This window comes from Kitasatospora sp. A2-31 (assembly GCF_022288725.1).
Lineage (GTDB): Bacteria > Actinomycetota > Actinomycetes > Streptomycetales > Streptomycetaceae > Kitasatospora.
The window spans coordinates 279,850-300,290 of the sequence record NZ_JAKNTA010000009.1; the positions used below are offsets into that span (position 1 = coordinate 279,850).

The following is a 20,441-nucleotide window of genomic DNA, read 5'->3' on the forward strand; positions in this document are numbered from 1 at the left end:
GACCCGGGGTTAAGCCCCGGGCTTTCACATCCGACGCGACAGGCCGCCTACGAGCTCTTTACGCCCAATAATTCCGGACAACGCTCGCACCCTACGTATTACCGCGGCTGCTGGCACGTAGTTAGCCGGTGCTTCTTCTGCAGGTACCGTCACTTGCGCTTCTTCCCTGCTGAAAGAGGTTTACAACCCGAAGGCCGTCATCCCTCACGCGGCGTCGCTGCATCAGGCTTTCGCCCATTGTGCAATATTCCCCACTGCTGCCTCCCGTAGGAGTCTGGGCCGTGTCTCAGTCCCAGTGTGGCCGGTCGCCCTCTCAGGCCGGCTACCCGTCGTCGCCTTGGTAGGCCATTACCCCACCAACAAGCTGATAGGCCGCGGGCTCATCCTGCACCGCCGGAGCTTTCCACCAACCCCCATGCGGAGGAAGGTCATATCCGGTATTAGACCCCGTTTCCAGGGCTTGTCCCAGAGTGCAGGGCAGATTGCCCACGTGTTACTCACCCGTTCGCCACTGATCCACCCCGAAGGGCTTCACCGTTCGACTTGCATGTGTTAAGCACGCCGCCAGCGTTCGTCCTGAGCCAGGATCAAACTCTCCGTGAATGCTTGCCCGACTATGCTCGATTAAGAGCTGCAGGCGGCACACTCGCGTTGAGCGGCACGGCAACCACCGGAATAGGGCGGCCCCGCGCACTGCGTCCTCGCTGTGTTATTTCAAAAGGAATCTCCAACCCCAGAGAATCTGAGGCCGGGGATGTCAACATATCTGGCGTTGACTTTTGGCACGCTGTTGAGTTCTCAAGGAACGGACGCTTCCTTCGGGCGGCTTTCACACCGGCCCTCCGGGCGCTTCGTTCTTTCGTGTTTCCAGCTTATCAGATGTTTTCCGCTCCGTTTCCGGGGCTTCGTTCATCCAACTTGCCGGTGTCTTCTGGTGCTTGACGCCCCGTCCGACGTTTCAAACTCTAGCCGATCCCCGCCCCGAAAGGCGAATCCGGCTGCAATCCCGATAAACGCACACACCGAATAGACCCCGGTCCGAACAGGAGCGCGACAAAGCGCAACCAGCCCGAAAGGGAAGGAGTGGTGTTTCTAGGGATTGGCCGCCCCGGGACCGTCCGCGCCGATGCGTGTCCGGTGCTCCCTGCCGAGCGACTAGGAAACACTACGCCGATCCCCGGGCGGATGCAAACGATGCGCAGAGACGCCGCCGGCCGGACCTCCAAGGGGAAGGGGTCCGGCCGGCGGCTTCGGGGATGGTTCAGCTGTTGGTCGGGAAGCCGAGGTTGATGCCCCCGTGCGACGGGTCGAGCCAGCGCTGGGTCACGGCCTTGCCCCGGGTGAAGAAGTGCACGCCGTCCGGGCCGTAGGCGTGGGAGTCACCGAACAGCGAGGCCTTCCAGCCGCCGAAGGAGTAGTAGGCGACCGGAACCGGGATCGGCACGTTGATGCCGACCATGCCCACCTCCACCTCGTGCTGGAAGCGCCGGGCCGCGCCGCCGTCGTTGGTGAAGATGGCGGTGCCGTTGCCGTACGGGTTGGCGTTGATGAGGTCGACGCCCTCCTCGTACGAGGCGACCCGCACGACGGACAGCACCGGGCCGAAGATCTCGTCGTTGTAGACGGACATGCCGGGCTTCACGTGGTCGAACAGCGTGGGGCCGAGCCAGAAGCCGTCCGAGGTCGGGGCGCCGTTCCTGTCCTCGGCGGCGACCGGGTGCTTGCGGCCGTCGACGGCGAGCTCGGCACCGTCGGCGACGCCGGACTCCACGTAGGAGGTGACCTTGTCCCGGTGCTGTCCGGTGACCAGCGGACCCATCTCCGAGTCGCCGTTGCACCCGGGGCCGACCTTCAGGGTCGCCATCCGCTGCTTGATCTTCTCGACCAGCTCGTCGCCGATCGGGTCCACCGCCACCAGGACCGAGACGGCCATGCAGCGCTCGCCCGCCGCACCGAAGCCGGCGTTGATGGCTGCGTCCGCACTGAGGTCGAGGTCGGCGTCCGGCAGGACCAGCATGTGGTTCTTGGCGCCGCCGAGCGCCTGGACCCGCTTGCCGTAGCGGGTGCCGGTCTCGTAGACGTAGCGGGCGATCGGGGTCGAGCCGACGAAGCTGACCGCCTTGACGTCGGGGTGCTCCAGCAGGCGGTCGACCGCGACCTTGTCACCGTGGACGACGTTGAAGACGCCGGCCGGCAGCCCCGCTTCCTTCCACAGCCCGGCCAGGAAGTTGGCGGCGGACGGGTCCTTCTCCGAAGGCTTCACGACCACGGTGTTGCCCGCGGCGATGGCGATCGGGAAGAACCACATCGGCACCATGGCCGGGAAGTTGAACGGCGAGATGATCGCGACCGGGCCGAGCGGCTGGCGGATCGAGTAGACGTCGATCCCGGTGGAGGCCTGCTCGCTGAAGCCGCCCTTGATCAGCTGCGGGATGCCGCAGGCGTACTCGACGACCTCCAGGCCGCGGGCGATCTCGCCGAGCGCGTCCGAGTGCACCTTGCCGTGCTCGGAGACGATGATCGAGGCCAGCTCGTCCCGGCGGGCGTTGAGCAGCTCACGGAAGTTGAAGAGCACCGTGGTGCGCTTGGCGATCGAGGCGTGGCGCCACTCGGCGAAGGCCGAGGCCGCGGCGGCGACCGCCTGGTCGACCTCGGCGATCTCCGCGAAGTCGACGTGGCCCGTGACCTGGCCGGTGGCCGGGTCGAAGATGTCACCGCGACGGGGCGCGGCGCCGGCGGTGGCGACCGGCTCGCCGCCGATCCAGTGGGTGATGTGCTTGCTCAAGGTCCGTCTGCCTCCGAAGTCCCGGGCGGCGTCGTGCCGCCGGTCCCTTGTCTGGCGCCGCCCGCGGGGGGCCGGGCGACGGGATCACGGGGCTACCGCGCTCACCACCCAGTCTGGTCGCCGTCGTCGCGCGCCTCAACGAACAGGCTGACGGGGATCCGGGATTCAGCCTTACAGGTCGTCGGCGGAGGCCGCCGAACGGGCGAGGGCAAGGTCTGCCGCGGGCCCTTCAGACGTCCACGGAACCGTCGGAGTCCCCGTCCGCGGCCTCCTCCGCGGCCTCCAGATAGGGGTCGTGCAGCCCGTCGGACGCCTCCTGGGTCTCCAGCAGGTCGAGCCGGAGGTCCTGTGACCAGGCCAGCGCCCACCGCTTCAGACCGTCGACCGCGCCGGCCGGGAGTCCCCGGGCGCGGAACCGCCCGTCCGCGGCCTCGGCCAGCGTCTCCAGACGGTCGGCGAGCACCGCGGGCTGGAAGTCCGCGTCCAGCGCGGTGGCCAGCGCCAGCAGCTCGCCCTCCCGGTACCAGGCGGTGAGCGCGTGGACGTCGATCAGGTCCCGCGGCATGCCGCGGTCGACCAGCAGCGCGGTGGTCAGCGCGGCCGCGTCGTCCAGGTCGACGACCGGCACGACCACGGCCGGTTCCCCGGGCGCGGGCGCGCCGAGATCCAGACGGACCGGCCGGTGGCCCAGCGGCTCCTTGCGCAGCTCCACCGTGTGCGACCGCCCGCCGAGGGTCAGCCGCACCGAGAGCTGTTCCAGGCGCGGGGTGCCGGGGCGGTCGCCGACCCCGCCGCCGGCCGCCCGGTACACGGCGGCAAGGTCGGCGGCGGCCTCCGTCAGGTCGGTCTCGCCGCTCGTCACCAGGGTGAGCCCGTCCTGGGCGCAGGCCGGCACGCCGTGAGCACGCAGCGCGTGCCCACCGGCGAGGGCGAGCCCGAGCCGGTCGCACACGGGCGCGGCCAGTTCGGCGAGCCGCAGCTGGGGCGGGCCCGGGCGGAGGGAGGCGTCGACGGCGTCCGGGGCGGTGGTCACGCTTCCAGTCTGACGCGGTCGGCCGATCCGCGCGCCCACGGTCGGGCGCCGCGACGGAGGCCGACCGCAACGGCACCTGTGAGCCTCACCGGTCGGTGAGCCGGGCGGCGGCCTCGTGCAGGGCGAGCTCCAGCAGCACCGGGTCGTTGAGCCGGCCGGAGCCGTCGGGCGGGACGAGCCAGCGCACGCCCCGGCTGCGCCGCTCGGGGTGCGGGACGACGATCCAGGTGCCCCTGCCCGCGGTTCGCACGCCGGTGCCGACCCAGCGGGCGGCGGTGCCGACGGGCACCAGGAAGCCCACGCTCTCGGCGGAGGGGTCGGTGAGGACCGGTCCGCAGAAGCCGCTGTCCAGGACGTCGAGGGCGGGGCGGCCGAGCCGGGCAGGCACCGAGAGGACGTCCCAGCGGTGGCCGGCCGGCAGCAGTACCGGTCCCGCCCCGGTGCGCTCCCACTGTGCCCGGCAGGCCTGTGGATCCGGTGCGGCTTCGGCGAGCCAGTGCAGTGCGGTGTGCTCGGTGCCGTGTCCCGTGCGCTCCATGGCCTCTCCCGTCCCCCAGCGTGGCCGCTGGTCGTCGTGCGGCGGGAACGAGATGCCCGCCGTCACCGACGAGAGGCGGACGGCGGGCATCTCTTACACGGGCTTGCCCGTCTTACACGGGCTTGCCCGGGGAACCGCGAGGGCTGACCCGGAGGAGTCGAGTCGCCGCGGAGGGCTCGTTCACCCGCGTGGGGCCGGTGGGCGTCCCCCACGCAGGTGAACGGGTTGGAACGGAGCGAGCGGGTCCGGGCGGATCAGCTGTCGAAGCCGAGCCCCAGCCGGTCCAGCGTGCGCAGCCAGAGGTTGCGGTGACCGCCGGTGCGGTCGGCCCGTTCCAGGGAGCGGGTGGTGATCTCGATGCCGGCCCAGCGCACCGGTTCGGGCGGGAACGGCAGCGGCTTGCTGCGGACCATCTCCAGCGAGGTGCGCTCGGTCCGCGCGCCTTCCAGCAGGTCGAGCATCACCTCGGCGCCGAACCGGGTGGCACCGACGCCGAGTCCGGTGTACCCGGCGGCGTAGGCGACCTTGCCCCGGTAGGCGGTGTCGAAGAAGGCCGAGAACCGGCTGCAGGTGTCGATCGCGCCGCCCCAGGCGTGCGTGAAGCGCAGGCCCTCCAGCTGCGGGAAGCAGCGGAAGAAGTTGTGCGCCAGGGTGCGGAAGGTCTCCGGTCGCTGGTCGTACTCGTGCCGGACGTGCCCGCCGTAGTGGTAGACCGCGTCGTAGCCGCCCCAGAGGATCCGGTTGTCGGCGGAGAGCCGGAAGTAGTGGAACTTGTTGGCGCTGTCGCTGAGGCCCTGTCGGCCCTTCCAGCCGATCGCGGCCAGCTGCTCGTCGCTGAGGGGCTCGGTCATCAGGGCGTAGTCGTACACCGGGACGATGTACGGGCGCACGCGCTTGACCAGGGACGGGAAGGCGTTGGTGCCGAGCGCGACCCGGCGGGCGAAGACCCGCCCGTACGGGGTGCGGACGGCCATGCCGCTGCCGTGCTCGCTCAGGGAGCCGGCCGGGGTGTGCTCGAAGATCCGCACGCCCTGGCCGAGGCAGGCCGCCTTGAGGCCCCAGGCCAGCTTGGCGGGGTGGACCATCGCCACGCCCTCCCGGTCCCAGATCCCGCCGAGGAAGGTCGGCGAGTCGACCTGGGCGCGGAGCTCGTCGCGGTCGAGCACGGTGATGTCGAGGCCGTGCCGGGCGACGGCCTCGGCCACCTCGTGCAGTTCGTCGAGCTGGTGCGGCTGGGTGGCGACGTCGATCTCGCCGGTGCGCTCCCACTCGGCGTCGATGCCGTGGCGCTTGAGGGTCGCCTCGATGCCGTCCAGGTTGGCGGCACCGAGGCGCTCCAGCCGGCCGAGCTCGGCGGGCCAGCGCTGCAGGCCGTTGCCGAAGCCGTGGGTCAGGCTGGCCGCGCAGAATCCGCCGTTGCGCCCGGAGGCCGCCCACCCCACCTCCTTGCCCTCCACCAGGACGACGTCCAGCGAGGGGTCCCGCTCCTTGGCGATGAGGGCGGTCCAGAGGCCGGAGTAGCCGCCGCCGACGACCAGCAGGTCGCAGGTGGTGTCGCCGACGAGGGCGGGCAGCGCCGCCGGCCGGCCCGGGTCCTCCAGCCAGAACGGGGTGGGCCTGGCGTCACTGAGTGCGCGGGCGGAGTCCATGCATTATCAGCCACTTTCTGCACATTGGTGGTGGTGGTCCGGCCGTTCCCCCGACGGTACGCCGGGGGGACGGCCGCGGTGGTCAGGCGGTGGCCTTCCGGCGGTTCCCGAGCCACTGACCGGCGACGGTGAGCGCGACGGCGGCGATGAACATCGCGGTGCCGATCACGTTCACCTGCACCGGGATGCCGCGCTGCGAGGCGCCCCAGACGAACATCGGGAAGGTGACCGTGGTCGGGCCCGAGTTGAACTGGGTGATGATGAAGTCGTCGAAGGAGAGCGCGAAGCTGAGCAGCGCGCCGGCCGCGATGCCGGGGGCGGCGAGGGGCAGGGTGACCCGCAGGAAGGTCTGGGTCGGGGTGGCGTAGAGGTCCTGGGCGGCCTGTTCGAGCCTCGGGTCCATGCTCATCACGCGGGCCTTGACCGCCGTCACCACGAAGCTCAGGCAGAACATGATGTGTGCGATGAGGATGGTGGTGAAGCCGAACGGGATGCGCATGTTGAGGAAGAGCGTGCCGAGCGAGGCGGCCATGACCACCTCGGGCATGGCCATCGGCAGGAAGATCATCGCGGTGGTGGCGGAGCGGCCGCGGAAGCGGTAGCGGGCCAGCGCGAAGGCGACCATCGTGCCGAGCACGGTGGCCCCGAGGGTGGCGAGCACCGCGACCTGGAGGCTCAGCGAGAGCGACTGGCACATGTCGGCGACGCCGCAGGGGTCGGTCCAGGCGTCGGTGGAGAACTCGTTCCACTCGTAGTTGAACTTGCCGACCGGCTTGTTGAAGGAGAAGGCGAGGACCACCAGGTTGGGCAGTACCAGGTAGGCCAGGGCCAGCAGGCCGGCCAGCACCACCAGGTGGGCGCGGATCCACGTGAACACTCGGGACATCAGACCAGTTCCTCCGTCCCGGCCTTGCGCATGTAGACCGTCACCATGCCCAGGATCAGGGCCATCAGGATGAAGCTGAGCGCGGCCGCCGTGGGGTAGTCGAGCACGTTCAGGAACTGCTTCTGGATGCCGTTGCCGACCATCTGCTCGCTCGGCGAGCCCAGCAGCTGGGCGTTGATGTAGTCGCCGGAGGCCGGGATGAAGGTGAGCAGCGTGCCCGCCACCACCCCGGGGAGCGAGATCGGGAAGGTCACCTTGCGGAAGGTGGTGAACGGGCGGGCGTAGAGGTCGCCGGCCGCCTCGTGCAGGCGCGGGTCGATCCGTTCCAGCGAGGTGTAGAGCGGGAGGATCATGAACGGCAGGAAGTTGTAGGTGAGGCCGCAGACCACGGCGAGCGGCGTGGCCAGCACGCGGTCGCCGGAGGTGAGACCGAGCGCGCTGGTGACGTCCAGGACGTGCAGCGCGTTGAGGGCGCCGACCACCGGGCCGCCGTCGGAGAGGATGGTCTTCCAGGCCAGCGTGCGGATCAGGAAGCTGGTGAAGAACGGCGCGATCACCAGGATCAGGATGACGTTGCGCCAGCGCTTCCCGGCCTTGAAGGCGATCGTGTACGCGAGCGGGTAGCCGATCGCCAGGCAGAGCAGGGTGGCGGTGGCGGCGTAGCCGAACGAGCGGACGAAGTGCCAGCGGTACTCGACCAGGGCGTCCCAGTAGGTGGCGAAGTGCCAGGTGACGCGGAATCCGTCCTCCAGCGAGCCGGTCTGCAGTGAGGTGGAGGCCTGGTAGACCATCGGCACCGCGAAGAAGACGACCAGCCAGGCGATGCCGGGCAGCAGCAGCCAGTACGGGGTGAGCTTGCGCCGCGTCCTCGGGGCGGGCGCCGGGAGCGTGCCGTCGTCGGGGGGTATGGCCTGCGGCGGCGCGGCCGCGGTGGTGGTGGTCATGCCGCGGCCTCCCCGGTGCCCGCGTCGATCGCCTGCGAGGCGTCCAGGGCGAAGGAGTGCGCGGGGTTCCAGTGCAGGACGACGGGCGCGCCGGGGACGATCCGGGCGTCGCGCTCCATGTTCTGCTCGAAGACCGTCACCTCCTGGCCGCCGTCGGTGCGCACCACGTACTGGGTGGAGACGCCGATGAAGCTGGAGTCGAGCACGGTGCCGGCCAGCCGGTTGCGGCCGTCGGCGACCTCGGCGGAGGCGTGTTCGATCGTGATCTTCTCCGGCCGGACGCCGAGGTGGACCTTGGTGGCGTCCGTGGCGCACCGGGCCTTCGGGACGGCGAGCCGGGCGCCGGCGGCGGTGAGCAGCAGGTCGCCGCCCTCGCTGCCGCTGACGTCGGCGGGCAGCAGGTTGGACTGCCCGAGGAAGTTGGCCACGAAGGTGGTGGCGGGGTTCTCGTAGAGGTCGGCGGGGGCGCCGAGCTGCTCGACCCGGCCTCCGTTCATCACCGCGATGGTGTCGGCCATGGTCATGGCCTCCTCCTGGTCGTGGGTGACGTGGACGAAGGTGATGCCGACCTCGGTCTGGATCCGCTTGAGCTCCAGCTGCATCTGGCGGCGGAGCTTGAGGTCGAGGGCGCCGAGCGGCTCGTCGAGGAGCAGCACCTGCGGGTGGTTGATCAGCGCGCGGGCGACGGCGACGCGCTGCTGCTGGCCGCCGGAGAGCTGGTGCGGCTTGCGCCGTGCGTACTGGCCGAGTTCGACGAGTTCGAGCATCTCGTCGACCTGCTTCTTGACGTCCTTCCTGCCGCGCCGGCGCAGGCCGAAGGCGACGTTCTCGAAGATGTCGAGGTGCGGGAAGAGTGCGTAGCTCTGGAAGACGGTGTTCACCGGACGCTTGTAGGGGGGCAGCGCCGTGACGTCCTGCCCGCCGATCAGGACGGTGCCGGTGGTGGGCTCCTCCAGGCCGGCGATCATCCGCAGGGTGGTGGTCTTGCCGCAGCCGGAGGCGCCGAGCAGGGCGAAGAAGGAGCCCTGTGGGATGGTCAGGTCCAGGGGGTGGACCGCGGTGAAGGAGCCGTAGGTCTTGCCGATGCCGGTGAGGCGGACGTCGCCGCCGGCGGCCGCGGAGCTCTGCTGCTCTGTCATGGGTGGTGTCTCTCTGGTTTCTCTGCCGTCAGTGGGGGTCAGGCGCCGATGAGCTTGGAGAACTTCTCCTCGAAGTCGCTCTCCTCGGTCTCGGTGAGGGTCCGGAAGACGTGCGCCTTGGCCGCCATCTCGGGGGTGGGGACGACCAGCGGGTTGGCCGCGCTGTCCGGGGCGATGGCGGCCAGTTCCTCCTTCACGCCGGTGACGGCTGAGACGAAGCCGATGCCTGCGGTCAGCTGCGCCGCGATCTTCGGCTGATAGTAGAAGTCGATCAGCTTCTCGGCGTTCGCCTTGTGCTGGGCCTTGGCCGGGACCAGCAGGTTGTCGGTGCTGGTCACGAAACCCTTCTCGGGGATGACGAACTCGATGTCCGGGTTGTCGGCACGCAGTTGGATCAGGTCGCCGCCCCAGGCGACGCAGGCGGCGATGTCACCGGAGGAGAGCTCCTGGCCGTAGTCGTTGCCGGTGAAGCGGCGGATCTGCTTGCTGTCGACGGCCTTCTGCAGCCGGGCGATCGCGGCGCCGTAGTCGTCGGCGGTGAACTTCGCCGGGTCCTTGCCCATGTCCAGCAGGGTGATGCCGATGCTGTCGCGCATCTCGGAGAGGAACGTCACCCGGCCCTTGAGCTCGGGGTCCTCCAGCAGCTGGGAGACGCTGGTGACCTCCTTCCCCTTGGTGGCCTTCTTGTTGTAGGCGATGACCACCTGGATCCCGGCCCACGGGTAGCTGTAGAGCCGGCCCGGGTCCCAGTCCGGGGCGCGGAAGCGGGACTCGACGTTGGTGATGGCGGTGGTGACGTTGGCCGGGTTGAGCTTCTGCGCCCAGCCGAGGCGGATCAGCCGGGCGGCCATCCAGTCGGTGAGCACCATCAGGTCGCGGCCGGTGTCCTGGCCGGCCGCGAGCTGCGGCTTGACCTTGCCGAAGAACTCGACGTTGTCGTTGACGTCCTCGGTGTACTTGACCTTGATCCCGGTGGCGGCGGTGAAGGCCTCCAGCGTGCCGTGCTTCTCCTTGTCGTTCTCGTCGGTGTCGACGTAGAGCGGCCAGTTGGAGAAGTTCACCTCCTTCTCGCTGTCCGAGAGGTCCTTGGCGGCGTTGGCGGTGGACTCGCCGGTCCCGTCGGTGCTCCTGGCCGGCGGGATGCCGCAGGCGGCCAGCGAACCCGCGCCGGCGGTGAGGGCGGCGGCGCGCAGCACGGTGCGCCGGCTGAGGGCTGCCCGGCCGCTGGTCAGACTGCGTTCCCAGGCCTTGCGGACCGGTTCCGACAGTCCGTCGGTGAGCTCGTTGAACGCCATGGGACGGGCCTCCTGAGGGGAAGGGGGGTGTGGGGGGACCACCCGGGTCCGGTTATCTGTCTCCGAAGACGGTGCGGTGCCAGTCCTTGCGGGCGACCGCGGTGGTGTCGAACATGACGTGCTTGACCTGGGTGTACTCGTCCAGCGAGTACTGCGACATGTCCTTGCCGTAGCCGGAGGACTTGTAGCCGCCGTGGGGCATCTCGCTGATGATCGGGATGTGGTCGTTGACCCAGATGCAGCCGGCCGCGAGCTCGCGGGTGGCCCGCAGCGACCGGTGGACGTTTCCGGTCCAGGCCGAGGCGGCCAGGCCGTAGGGGGTGTCGTTGGCCAGCCGCAGGCCCTCGTCGTCGCTGTCGAAGGGCAGCACGACCAGGACCGGGCCGAAGATCTCGCCCTGGACGACCTCGCTGTCCTGCGCTGCGCCGGTGATCAGGGTGGGGCGGTAGTAGGCGCCGCGGGTGAGGTCGGTGCCGTCGTGGCCCTTCTCCGGGGCGGCGCCGCCGGTGACCACGGTGGCGTACCCGCGGGCGCGCTCGACGAAGCCGGCCACCCGGTCGCGGTGGGTAAAGGAGACCAGCGGGCCGAGGTCGGTCTGCGGGTCGAGCGGGTCGCCCAGCCTGATCGCGCCGTACAGCTCGGCCACGCCGGCCACGAAGGCGTCGTAGAGCGGCCGTTGGACGTAGGCGCGGGTGGCCGCGGTGCAGTCCTGGCCGCTGTTGATCAGCGAGGCGGCGACCGCGCCGTGCACCGCGGCGTCCAGGTCGGCGTCGTCGAAGACCACGAACGGGGCCTTGCCGCCGAGCTCCAGGTGGGTGCGCTTGACGGTGGCGGTGGCGAGTTCGGCGACCCGCTTGCCGACCTGGGTGGAGCCGGTGAAGGAGACCATCGCGACGTCCGGGTGGGCGACCAGGTGCTCCCCGGCGACCCGGCCGGCACCGGTGACGACGTTGACCACGCCGTCCGGAACGCCCGCCAGGGTGCAGGCGCGGGCGAACATCAGCGAGGTGAGCGGGGTCAGCTCGGCCGGCTTGAGGACGATCGTGTTGCCGGCGGCGATCGCCGGGAGGACCTTCCAGGCGGCCATCTGCAGCGGGTAGTTCCACGGCGAGATCGAGCCGACCACGCCGATCGCCTCGCGCCGCACGTACGAGGTGTGGTCGCCGGAGTACTCGCCGGCCGCCTTGCCCTCCAGGTTGCGGGCGGCGCCGGCGAAGAAGGCGGTGTTGTCGATGGTGCCGGGGACGTCGAACTCGGTGGAGAGCTTGATCGGCTTGCCGGTCTGCGCGGTCTCCACCCGGGCGAGGTCGGCGGCCGCGTCGGTGAGGACGGCGGCCAGCCGGGTCAGCACCTCGGAGCGGGCGCCGGGAGTGGCGCCGGCCCACCCGGGCAGGGCCGCCCGGGCGGCGGCGACGGCCTCGTCGACCTGGTCGACGGAGGCCAGGGAGACCTCCTGGACGACGCTGCCGTCGGCGGGGTTGACGACCTGGAAGGGATCACCGCTCCCCCGGCTCTGCCGGCCCGCGATGTACTGCGCGCCCGCACCGAAGTCGGTCAGGTCCATCTGGTTCCTCCAAGTCCCGGTGGTTCGAGTGCCGCACGGACGGCCGCGTCGGCCCCCGTCGTGCTGCAGCGCCGACGGGCCGAGGCCCGCACCGGCGTCGTACGGCTGGTCGAGCCGACGCGCCCGGGGTGCGGGGGTATCCGTCCGGTCGATCACCGGGGAGCGCGATCCTGGCAGGCCCACCGGACCCCCGACAAGGGATTCCGCCGTTGCTTTCCGGTCACGCGACGGATTCCGACGGTGATGTCCGCGTCCCGCCACAGCCGACCCGCTGACCATGCCCGCTGCCGCTCCCGCGTGACAAGGGTCACTCCGACAACCTCGGGCCGAAGCGCCTTACAAGGTGCAAGGCTTCGGACAGGGCAACAGGTCGTCGCCGGGATGGATGATTTACCTGACACTCTGAACCCTGGAGGACCCGCGATGCTCCCCACCGTCGCCCGTGTGCTCGATCTGGAGGTGATGCGGCGCGGCCTGCCCCAGGTGGTGGCCGGCGCCGACCGGCTGGAGCGCCCCGTCCGCTGGGTCCACGTCAGCGAGCTGCCCGACGTCGCCGGCGTGCTCCAGGGCGGCGAGCTGGTCCTGACCACCGGGATCGCCCTGCCCGGGGACCGCGAGGGCCTGGCCCGGTACGTGCGCGAGCTGGACGAGGTCGGCGTGGCCGGACTGGTCATCGAGTTCGGCCGGCGCTACTTCGACTCGCTGCCGCGCGCCCTGGTGCACGCCGCCGAACAGCGCGGTCTGCCGCTGATCGTCCTCCGTCGCGAGCTGCGCTTCGTCGCCGTCACCGAGGCCGTGCACGCGCTGGTGGTCAACGCCCAGCTGGAGCAGCTGCGCACCTCGGAGGCGGTCCACCAGGTCTTCAACGAGCTGGTGGTGGAGGGCGCCGAGCCGGCCGAGGTGGTACGGCAGGTGGCCCGGATGGCCGGCGCGCCGGTCGTCCTGGAGAACCTCGCCCACCAGGTGCTGGCGCACGACACCGCGGGCCGGCCGGAGACCGAGCTGCTGGAGGACTGGGAGCGCCGCTCGCGCGGCGTCCGCCCGGCCGGGCGCACCGGTCACGACCCGCGCAGCGGCTGGCTGGTCACCACCGTCGGCGCCCGCGGCCAGGACTGGGGGCGGCTGGTCCTGGTGCAGGACCCGGGGGCGCTGCCGGACGGCGCCCCGCACCCGCACACCATGCTGCTGGAGCGCGGGGCCTCCGCCCTGGCGCTGAACCGGCTGGTGGTCCGGGACCGGGAGAGCCTGGAGCGACAGACCCATCGCACCCTGCTCTCCGGCATCCTCACCCACGCGCTGACCGTCTCCGAGGTGGCCCTGCGCGCCCAGGCACTGGGGGTGCCGCTGGAGGGCCGGCGCCTGGTCGGGGTGGTGCTGCGGCAGCGGCGCAGCCCGATCCCGGCGGCGCTGGAGGCCCAGGCCCGGCTGCGCGACTTCACCGAGCTGGCCGCCGGCGCCGTCCGCGGCTGCCGGCTGTCCGCCCTGGTCGGGGCGCTGGACGACGAGGGCGTGGGCGTGCTGATCGCGCTCGGCGCCCAGCAGGACGAGCACGCCGCGCTGGACGCCTTCGCCGCCGCACTGCGCCGGCTGACCGCGGAGTCCTCCCGGGACGCCGCGCCCGTACCGGCCCCGGTCATCGCGGTCGGCTCCTCGGTCGGCTCGGTCCGCGACGCCCGGCGCACCCTGCTGGAGGCCACCCAGGTCGCCGACGCCGCCCTGCACGACGCCCCGGGCGGCCGGGCGGCCGCGTACTACCGGCTGCCCGACGTCCGGCTGCGCGGCCTGCTCCACCTGTTGCGTGACGACGCCCGGCTGCAGACCTACGTCGAGCGGGAACTGGGCCCGCTGCTCGCGTACGACGCGGAGCACAACGGCCAGCTCGTGCAGATGCTGCGGATCTACCTGGAGCAGGGCCGGAACAAGTCCGCGGCCGCCGACGCCGCGCACCTGTCCCGGCCGTCCTTCTACGACCGGCTGCACAAGGTCGAGCGGATCCTCGGCGTCGACCTCGACCAGGTCGAGTCCTGCCTCTCCTTGCACGTGGCCCTGCTGGCGCTGGACGCCGTGCGCCGGTAGTCCCGGGCCCCGGCGGGCCGTCCGGCGGCCCCGGTGGACCCGGCCCACGACGCCCGGCCGGGTCTCGGGCCGAGCGGCTACACCCCGGTGATGCGGGTCCAGACCTTGTGCAGGTCCGGCCGCTCGGCGGCGGAGACGTCGCGCATGGTGTGCAGCCGGGCCCGCATCTCCTCGGTCGGGAAGACGAGCGGGTGCTCCGCCAGCTCCGCCTTCTCCCGCTCCCCGCTGTCGGCCAGCACCTCGCGGGCCGCTGGCACCGGGCAGATGTACTGCACGGCGGCGGCCAGCTCGGCCGCCACCTCCGGCCGGTAGTAGTGGTCGATCAGCAGTTCGGCGTTGCGCTTGTGCCCGGCCCGGTTGGGGACCAGCAGGCTCTCGGCCCAGAGCTCACCGCCCTCCTCGGGCACCACGAAGGCGATGTCCGGGTTCTCGGCGGTGAGTTGGACGGCGTCGCCGGAGTAGGCCTGGCAGGCCAGCGCGGCGCCGGAGGCGAGGTCGCTGGTGTAGTCGTTGCCGGTGAAGCGGCGGATGTGCCGGCTGTCGACCATCCGCTGCACCTGGTCCATCGCCCGGTGCGCGTCGTCCCCGGTGAAGGCCGAGATGTCGGCGCCGTGGGAGAGCATCAGCAGGCCGAGCGCCTCGTCCAGCCCGGCGAACAGGGTGACCCGGCCCTTCAGGTCCGGCGCCCAGAGCTCGCTGACGGACTTCAGCTCCCGGCCGAGCTCCTTGCGGTTGTAGGCGATGCCGGTGATCCCGGACTGCCAGGGCACGCTGCGCCGGCGGCCGGGGTCGAACGCCGGATCGGCCAGCTGCGGGTCCAGCTGGGCCGTCACGTTGGGCAGGTTGGCCCGGTCCAGGGTCTGCACCCAGCCCAGCGAGACGTACCGGCCGGCCATCCAGTCGCTGACCACCATCAGGTCGCGCCCGGGGTCGGTGCCCTGGGTGAGCACCGGGCCCATCTTGCCGAAGAACTCGTCGTTGTCGTTGATGTCCTCGGTGTAGGTGACCTCGATCCCGGTCCGCTCGGTGAAGGCGTCCAGGGTCGGACGCCGGCCGTCGTCGTCGGTGTCGATGTACTGCGTCCAGTTGGAGAAGCCCAGCCGCTTCTCGCTCTCCGAGCGGTCGGGGGCCGAGCGGCGGTCCTCGGCCACGTAGGCGGACGGGATGCCGCAGCCGGTCAGGGCGCCGGCACCGAAGAGTCCGGCTGCGGCGCCGAGGACGCCGCGGCGGCTCGGACGGCGGGCACCGCTCGGGCGGCGGGGCAGGGTGGTGCTGGGCATGGTGGGGCCTCCGGAGCGTGGGACGGCCCCGGGCGCACGGGCGCCCGGGGCCGTTCTCGTCGGTGTGTCAGACAGTGTGCGCGTCGGTCAGCGACAGCACCTCGTCGAGGACCGCGAGGCCGGCCTTCGCCTCCTCCTCGGTGACGGTGCACGGCGGGACGACGTGGAAGCGGTTCATGTTGACGAACGGCCAGAGCCCGCGCTGCTTGCAGGCGGCGGCCAGCTCGGCCATCGGCGCGTTGGCGGCGCCGGCCGCGTTGTACGGCACCAGCGGCTCCCGGGTCCCGCGGTCCTTCACCAGGTCCAGCGCCCAGAACACGCCGAGTCCGCGGACCTCGCCGATCGAGGGGTGGCGCTCGGCCAGCTCGCGCAGGCCGGGGCCGAGGACGTTCTCACCGATGCTCCGGGCGTTTTCGACGATGCCCTCCTCCGCCATGGTGTTGATCGTGGCGACGGCGGAGGCGCAGGCCAGCGGGTGGCCGGAGTAGGTGAGCCCGCCGGGGAAGGGACGCTCGGCGAAGGTCGCGGCGATCTCCGCGCTGATCGCCACGCCGCCGAGCGGGACGTAGCCCGAGTTGACGCCCTTGGCGAAGGTCAGCAGGTCCGGGGTGACGCCCCAGTGGTCGGCGGCGAACCAGGCGCCGGTGCGGCCGAAGCCGGCCATCACCTCGTCCAGGATGAAGACGATCCCGTACCGGTCGCAGATCTCCCGGACCCCGGCCAGGTAGCCGGCCGGCGGGACCAGGATGCCGGCGGTGCCGACCACCGTCTCCAGGATGATCGCCGCGATCGTCCCCGGGCCCTCGAACGCGATCACCTGCTCCAGGTGCTGCAGCGCGCGCTCGCACTCCTGCGCCTCGTTCTCGGCGTGGAAGTTGGAGCGGTAGGCGTAGGGGCCCCAGAAGTGGACCACGCCGGAGACACCGGTCTCGTTGGCCCAGCGGCGCGGGTCGCCGGTGAGGGCGATCGCGTTGGCGGTGGCGCCGTGGTACGAGCGGTAGGTCGACATGACCTTCTGGCGACCGGTGTGCAGCCGCGCCAGCCGGATGGCGTTCTCGTTCGCCTCGGCGCCGCCGTTGGTGAAGAAGATCTTGTCGAGGTCGCCGGGCGTGCGCTCGGCGATCAGCCGGGCCGCCTCGCTGCGGGACTCGACGGCGAAGCCGGGCGCGATGGTGCAGAGCTTCGCGGCCTGCTCCTGGATCGCGGCGACGACCTTCGGGTGCTGGTGCCCGATGTTGGTGTTCACCAGCTGGGAGGAGAAGTCGAGGTAGCGGTTGCCCTCGTAGTCCCAGAAGTACGAGCCCTCGGCGCCGGCCACCGCGAGGGGGTCGATCAGCGCCTGGGCGGACCACGAGTGGAAGACGTGCGCGCGGTCGGCGGCCTTGACGGCCTGGCCGGCGGCTGAGTCAGCGGTGGGGATGCTCATGCGGCAAGGCTAGGGAGTCCGACCCCCGAGGTGCAGGTGCATCCTGTCAGGCGGTCAGGCGAACAGCCGACAGGGTGACAAGACACAGGGCCCGGGTCGAGACGACCCGGGCCCGTTGTCGGATCCCACGATCGGGGATCGGCGATCACAGGTCGACGGGCGCGTTCAGGCGCCCGCGGCGGACGGCTGTCGTCAGATGGCCGTCATCACGTGCTTCACGCGGGTGTAGTCCTCGAAACCGTAGGAGGAGAGGTCCTTGCCGTAGCCGGACTTCTTGAAACCGCCGTGCGGCATCTCGGCGACCAGCGGGATGTGGGTGTTGATCCAGACGCAGCCGAAGTCCAGGCGGCGCGACATCCGCATGGCGCGGGCGTGGTCCTTGGTCCACACCGAGGAGGCCAGGGCGTACTCCACGCCGTTGGCGTAGCCGACGGCCTGGTCCTCGTCCGAGAACTTCTGCACGGTGATGACCGGACCGAAGACCTCGTTCTGGATGATCTCGTCGTCCTGGTTCAGGCCGGAGACGACGGTCGGGGCGTAGAAGTAGCCCTTGTCGCCGACCTGGTGGCCACCGGCCTCGACCTTGGCGTGGGAGGGCAGGCGCTCGATGAAGCCGGAGACCTGCTTCAGCTGGTTGGCGTTGTTCAGCGGGCCGTAGAGCACGTCCTCGTCGTCCACGCCACCGGTCTTGGTCTCGGCCGCGGCCTTCGCCAGCGCCTCGACGAAGGCGTCGTGGATCGACTCGTGCACCAGCACGCGGGTGGCGGCGGTGCAGTCCTGGCCGGCGTTGAAGAAGCCCGCGACCGAGATGCCCTCGACGGCCTCGGCGATGTCGGCGTCCTCGAAGACCACGACCGGCGCCTTGCCGCCCAGCTCCAGGTGGACGCGCTTGACGTCCTTGGAGGCGGACTCGGCGACCGAGATGCCGGCGCGCACCGAGCCGGTGATGGAGGCCATCGCCGGGGTCTTGTGCTCGACCATCAGCTTGCCGGTCTCGCGGTCACCGCAGATGACGTTGAAGACGCCGGCCGGCAGCTCCATGTCCTTGAGGATGCCGCCGATGATCTCGGCCAGCAGCACGGTGGAGGCCGGGGTGGTGTCGGAGGGCTTGAGCACGACGGTGTTGCCCGCGGCGATGGCCGGGGCGAACTTCCAGACCGCCATCATCATCGGGTAGTTCCACGGCGCGACCTGGGCACAGACGCCGACCGGCTCGCGGCGGATGATCGAGGTCATCCCGTCCATGTACTCGCCCGCGGCCTTGCCCTCCAGCAGACGGGCGGCACCGGCGAAGAACCGGATCTGGTCCACCATCGGGCCGATCTCCTCGGAGAGGGTCAGCCCGCGGGGCTTGCCGGTGTTGCGCACCTCGGCGTCGACGATCTCGTCGGCACGGGCCTCGACCGCGTCCGCGATCTTGAGGAGCAGCTTCTGCCGGGTGCTCGGGGTGGCGTCGCGCCAGGCCGGGAAGGCGGCCTCGGCCGAGGCCATGGCGGCGTCCACGTCGGCCGCGCCGGACAGCGGAGAGGTCGCGTACACCTCACCGGTGGTGGGGTCGACGATGTCGAGGGTGCGGCCGTCCGCCGCATCGACGAACTCACCGTTGATGTAGTTGCGCAGCGTACGAAGGTCGCTCACTGGTCTCTCCTCGGTCTGGGCCTGCGGCGTTGCAGATTCCGGCGCCATGGTACGTCGACGGGACCGCCGGACGAAGGCGCCGAGTGGCCGGGCCCACTGCGGCGCGGTCCACTGGTTCGGCGGAACGCGCGCGGCGCTGCGGGGCTGCGCGCGTACCGTGGCCAGGGTAGCCGGACCACTGCCGGATTCGACAGGCCAAGTCCGTTCACGCGATGAAATCCGTATGCGATTTCCAAGATCGCGACGAAATCAGCAGTTTCCGCGCTTGCGAACAGGGGAACGATCGGGCACAGTGGCGGCGTGGCCAACCGCGACCGGAACGCCAGCGTTCCCCTCGACGCCGCCTCCAAGGCGATCATCGAGCAGCTCCAGGAGGACGGGCGCCGCCCGTACGCCGCCATCGGCAAGGCCGTCGGCCTGTCCGAGGCGGCCGTGCGGCAGCGCGTCCAGAAGCTGCTCGACCAGGGCGTGATGCAGATCGTCGCCGTCACCGACCCGCTCACCGTCGGCTTCACCCGCCAGGCGATGGTCGGGATCCGGGTGGAGGGTGACATCGAGCCCGTCGCCGACGCGTTGGCCGCCCTCGACGAGGTCGACTACGTCGTCTGCACCGCAGGCTCGTTCGATCTCCTGGCCGAACTGGTCTGCGAGGACGACGAGCACCTGCTCGAACTGATCAACAAGCGCATCCGCGCGCTTCCCGGCGTGCGGAGCACCGAGAGCTTCGTTTACCTGAAGCTCCGGAAACAGACCTACACCTGGGGCACCCGATGACAGCCGACCCGGCGCAGAAGGACCTTTCCAAGACCGCCTACGACCACCTGTGGATGCACTTCACCCGCATGTCGTCGTACGAGAACTCCCCCGTGCCGACGATCGTCAAGGGCGAAGGCACCTACATCTGGGACGACAAGGGCCGGAAGTACATCGACGGCCTGGCCGGCCTGTTCGTCGTGCAGGCCGGCCACGGCCGCACCGAGCTCGCCGAGGTGGCCGCCAAGCAGGCCAAGGAACTCGCGTTCTTCCCGATCTGGAGCTACGCGCACCCCAAGGCCGTCGAGCTGGCCGAGCGCCTGGCCAACTACGCCCCGGGCGACCTGAACAAGGTCTTCTTCTCCACCGGTGGCGGCGAGGCCGTCGAGACCGCCTGGAAGCTCGCCAAGCAGTACTTCAAGCTCATCGGCAAGCCGACCAAGTACAAGGTCATCTCGCGCGCCATCGCCTACCACGGCACCCCGCAGGGCGCCCTGTCGATCACCGGCCTGCCGGGCCTGAAGGCCCCGTTCGAGCCGCTGGTGCCGGGCACCCACAAGGCCCCGAACACCAACATCTACCGCGCCCCGCACTACCTCGAGGGCCCCGACGGCACCGTCGACCCCGAGGCGTACGGCCGCTGGTGCGCCGACCAGGTCGAGGAGGCCATCCTCTTCGAGGGCCCCGAGACCGTCGCCGCCGTCTTCGTCGAGCCGGTGCAGAACGCCGGTGGCTGCTTCCCGCCGCCGCCCGGGTACTTCCAGCGCCTGCGCGAGATCTGCGACCGCCACGACGTGCTGATGGTCTCGGACGAGGTCATCTGCGCCTTCGGCCGCCTCGGCACCATGTTCGGCGCCGACAAGTTCGGCTACGTGCCGGACATGATCACCTGCGCCAAGGGCATGACCTCGGGCTACTCCCCGATCGGCGCCACGATCATCTCGGACCGCATCGCCGAGCCGTTCTACAAGGGTGACAACACCTTCCTGCACGGCTACACCTTCGCCGGCCACCCGGTCTCCTCGGCCGTGGCGCTCGCCAACCTCGACATCTTCGAGCGCGAGGGCCTGAACCAGCACGTGCTCGACAACGAGTCGCGCTTCCTGGCCACCCTGAGCAAGCTGCGCGACCTGCCGATCGTCGGCGACGTCCGCGGCAACGGGTACTTCTACGGCATCGAGCTCGTCAAGGACAAGGTCACCAAGGAGACCTTCAACGACGACGAGACCGAGCGCGTGCTCTACGGCTTCCTGTCGAAGGCGCTCTTCGACAACGGCCTGTACTGCCGCGCCGACGACCGTGGCGACCCGGTCGTCCAGCTGGCCCCGCCGCTGATCTCCGACCAGTCGACCTTCGACGAGATCGAGCAGATCCTGCGGACCAGCCTCACCGACGCGTGGGCGAAGCTCTGATCCCCTAGATCCTCCTTCCCCAC

15 protein-coding genes and 2 other annotated features (1 of these 17 running past the window's edge) are annotated in these 20,441 nt (G+C 70.7%); of the genes, 3 read left to right on the forward strand and 12 right to left on the reverse strand.

What is annotated here, in order from left to right; genetic code table 11:
• Positions 1–159, reverse strand: a sequence feature (most likely nonfunctional fraction of RNA operon); it reaches 3,957 nt to the left of the window's first position.
• Positions 76–595 (reverse strand) — a sequence feature (16S ribosomal RNA rRNA prediction is too short). It overlaps the preceding feature by 84 nt.
• Before the next feature lie 666 nt (positions 596–1,261).
• The 9 genes from MCM47_RS25375 to MCM47_RS25415 all read right to left on the reverse strand — a co-directional run bounded on the left by MCM47_RS25375 (position 1,262) and on the right by MCM47_RS25415 (position 11,833).
• A complete protein-coding gene (locus tag MCM47_RS25375; RefSeq protein WP_238863998.1) occupies positions 1,262–2,785 on the reverse strand; it encodes a CoA-acylating methylmalonate-semialdehyde dehydrogenase in 1,524 nt (507 codons plus the stop codon).
• Positions 2,786–3,014: 229 nt separating this feature from the next.
• Positions 3,015–3,818 carry a nucleotidyl transferase AbiEii/AbiGii toxin family protein gene (locus MCM47_RS25380; RefSeq protein WP_238863999.1) on the reverse strand — a complete coding sequence of 268 codons (804 nt, stop codon included), beginning with the start codon at positions 3,816–3,818 and terminating at the stop codon, positions 3,015–3,017.
• 85 nt (positions 3,819–3,903) lie between these two features.
• Entirely contained in the window at positions 3,904–4,356 is a 453-nt protein-coding gene (locus MCM47_RS25385) for a hypothetical protein (RefSeq protein WP_238864000.1), read from the reverse strand.
• A 254-nt stretch (positions 4,357–4,610) separates the two neighbouring features.
• On the reverse strand, positions 4,611–6,005 hold the full coding sequence (locus tag MCM47_RS25390; RefSeq protein WP_238864001.1) for an FAD-binding oxidoreductase: 1,395 nt from the start codon (positions 6,003–6,005) through the stop codon (positions 4,611–4,613).
• An 82-nt stretch (positions 6,006–6,087) separates the two neighbouring features.
• Positions 6,088–6,891 carry an ABC transporter permease gene (locus MCM47_RS25395; RefSeq protein WP_238864002.1) on the reverse strand — a complete coding sequence of 268 codons (804 nt, stop codon included), beginning with the start codon at positions 6,889–6,891 and terminating at the stop codon, positions 6,088–6,090.
• Positions 6,891–7,835, reverse strand: coding sequence for an ABC transporter permease (locus MCM47_RS25400; protein ID WP_238864003.1), 945 nt, complete (start codon positions 7,833–7,835; stop codon positions 6,891–6,893). The genes MCM47_RS25395 and MCM47_RS25400 overlap by 1 nt, the downstream gene beginning before the upstream one ends.
• The gene (locus tag MCM47_RS25405) at positions 7,832–8,974 is read right to left on the reverse strand and encodes an ABC transporter ATP-binding protein (RefSeq protein ID WP_238864004.1); all 1,143 of its coding nucleotides are present in this window, start codon (positions 8,972–8,974) and stop codon (positions 7,832–7,834) included. The genes MCM47_RS25400 and MCM47_RS25405 overlap by 4 nt, the downstream gene beginning before the upstream one ends.
• A gap of 38 nt (positions 8,975–9,012) precedes the next feature.
• Positions 9,013–10,269: a PotD/PotF family extracellular solute-binding protein gene (locus tag MCM47_RS25410; RefSeq protein ID WP_238864005.1), complete on the reverse strand. Its 1,257-nt coding sequence runs from the start codon at positions 10,267–10,269 to the stop codon at positions 9,013–9,015.
• 52 nt (positions 10,270–10,321) lie between these two features.
• Complete coding sequence (locus MCM47_RS25415) at positions 10,322–11,833, reverse strand: gamma-aminobutyraldehyde dehydrogenase (protein ID WP_238864006.1); 1,512 nt, start codon at positions 11,831–11,833, stop codon at positions 10,322–10,324.
• Between the two features lie 423 nt (positions 11,834–12,256).
• Between MCM47_RS25415 and MCM47_RS25420 the strand changes: the two genes are divergently transcribed.
• On the forward strand, positions 12,257–13,909 hold the full coding sequence (locus tag MCM47_RS25420; protein ID WP_238864007.1) for a PucR family transcriptional regulator: 1,653 nt from the start codon (positions 12,257–12,259) through the stop codon (positions 13,907–13,909).
• Positions 13,910–13,986: 77 nt separating this feature from the next.
• Here the strand turns inward: MCM47_RS25420 and MCM47_RS25425 are convergent, their stop codons facing one another.
• The 3 genes from MCM47_RS25425 to MCM47_RS25435 all read right to left on the reverse strand — a co-directional run bounded on the left by MCM47_RS25425 (position 13,987) and on the right by MCM47_RS25435 (position 18,301).
• Positions 13,987–15,189: a spermidine/putrescine ABC transporter substrate-binding protein gene (locus MCM47_RS25425; protein ID WP_238864008.1), complete on the reverse strand. Its 1,203-nt coding sequence runs from the start codon at positions 15,187–15,189 to the stop codon at positions 13,987–13,989.
• A 67-nt stretch (positions 15,190–15,256) separates the two neighbouring features.
• Positions 15,257–16,615: an aspartate aminotransferase family protein gene (locus MCM47_RS25430; protein WP_238864009.1), complete on the reverse strand. Its 1,359-nt coding sequence runs from the start codon at positions 16,613–16,615 to the stop codon at positions 15,257–15,259.
• 192 nt (positions 16,616–16,807) lie between these two features.
• Positions 16,808–18,301 carry a gamma-aminobutyraldehyde dehydrogenase gene (locus tag MCM47_RS25435; RefSeq protein WP_238864010.1) on the reverse strand — a complete coding sequence of 498 codons (1,494 nt, stop codon included), beginning with the start codon at positions 18,299–18,301 and terminating at the stop codon, positions 16,808–16,810.
• Between the two features lie 252 nt (positions 18,302–18,553).
• Here MCM47_RS25435 and MCM47_RS25440 point away from each other — a divergent pair, with 252 nt between their 5' ends.
• Complete coding sequence (locus MCM47_RS25440) at positions 18,554–19,027, forward strand: Lrp/AsnC family transcriptional regulator (protein ID WP_030243538.1); 474 nt, start codon at positions 18,554–18,556, stop codon at positions 19,025–19,027.
• Positions 19,024–20,418, forward strand: a complete 1,395-nt coding sequence (locus MCM47_RS25445; protein ID WP_238864011.1) for an aspartate aminotransferase family protein — start codon at positions 19,024–19,026, stop codon at positions 20,416–20,418. The genes MCM47_RS25440 and MCM47_RS25445 overlap by 4 nt, the downstream gene beginning before the upstream one ends.
• Positions 20,419–20,441: the final 23 nt, after the last annotated feature.

What these genes read in the sequence shown, in the direction of transcription:
- MCM47_RS25385 (WP_238864000.1), bottom strand. Translation starts at nt 4,356, where the DNA reads ATGGAGCGCACGGGACACGGCACCGAGCACACCGCACTGCACTGGCTC.
- MCM47_RS25390 (WP_238864001.1), bottom strand. Translation starts at nt 6,005, where the DNA reads ATGGACTCCGCCCGCGCACTCAGTGACGCCAGGCCCACCCCGTTCTGG.
- MCM47_RS25395 (WP_238864002.1), bottom strand. Translation starts at nt 6,891, where the DNA reads ATGTCCCGAGTGTTCACGTGGATCCGCGCCCACCTGGTGGTGCTGGCC.
- MCM47_RS25400 (WP_238864003.1), bottom strand. Translation starts at nt 7,835, where the DNA reads ATGACCACCACCACCGCGGCCGCGCCGCCGCAGGCCATACCCCCCGAC.
- MCM47_RS25405 (WP_238864004.1), bottom strand. Translation starts at nt 8,974, where the DNA reads ATGACAGAGCAGCAGAGCTCCGCGGCCGCCGGCGGCGACGTCCGCCTC.
- MCM47_RS25410 (WP_238864005.1), bottom strand. Translation starts at nt 10,269, where the DNA reads ATGGCGTTCAACGAGCTCACCGACGGACTGTCGGAACCGGTCCGCAAG.
- MCM47_RS25415 (WP_238864006.1), bottom strand. Translation starts at nt 11,833, where the DNA reads ATGGACCTGACCGACTTCGGTGCGGGCGCGCAGTACATCGCGGGCCGG.
- MCM47_RS25420 (WP_238864007.1), top strand. Translation starts at nt 12,257, where the DNA reads ATGCTCCCCACCGTCGCCCGTGTGCTCGATCTGGAGGTGATGCGGCGC.
- MCM47_RS25425 (WP_238864008.1), bottom strand. Translation starts at nt 15,189, where the DNA reads ATGCCCAGCACCACCCTGCCCCGCCGCCCGAGCGGTGCCCGCCGTCCG.
- MCM47_RS25430 (WP_238864009.1), bottom strand. Translation starts at nt 16,615, where the DNA reads ATGAGCATCCCCACCGCTGACTCAGCCGCCGGCCAGGCCGTCAAGGCC.
- MCM47_RS25435 (WP_238864010.1), bottom strand. Translation starts at nt 18,301, where the DNA reads ATGGCGCCGGAATCTGCAACGCCGCAGGCCCAGACCGAGGAGAGACCA.
- MCM47_RS25445 (WP_238864011.1), top strand. Translation starts at nt 19,024, where the DNA reads ATGACAGCCGACCCGGCGCAGAAGGACCTTTCCAAGACCGCCTACGAC.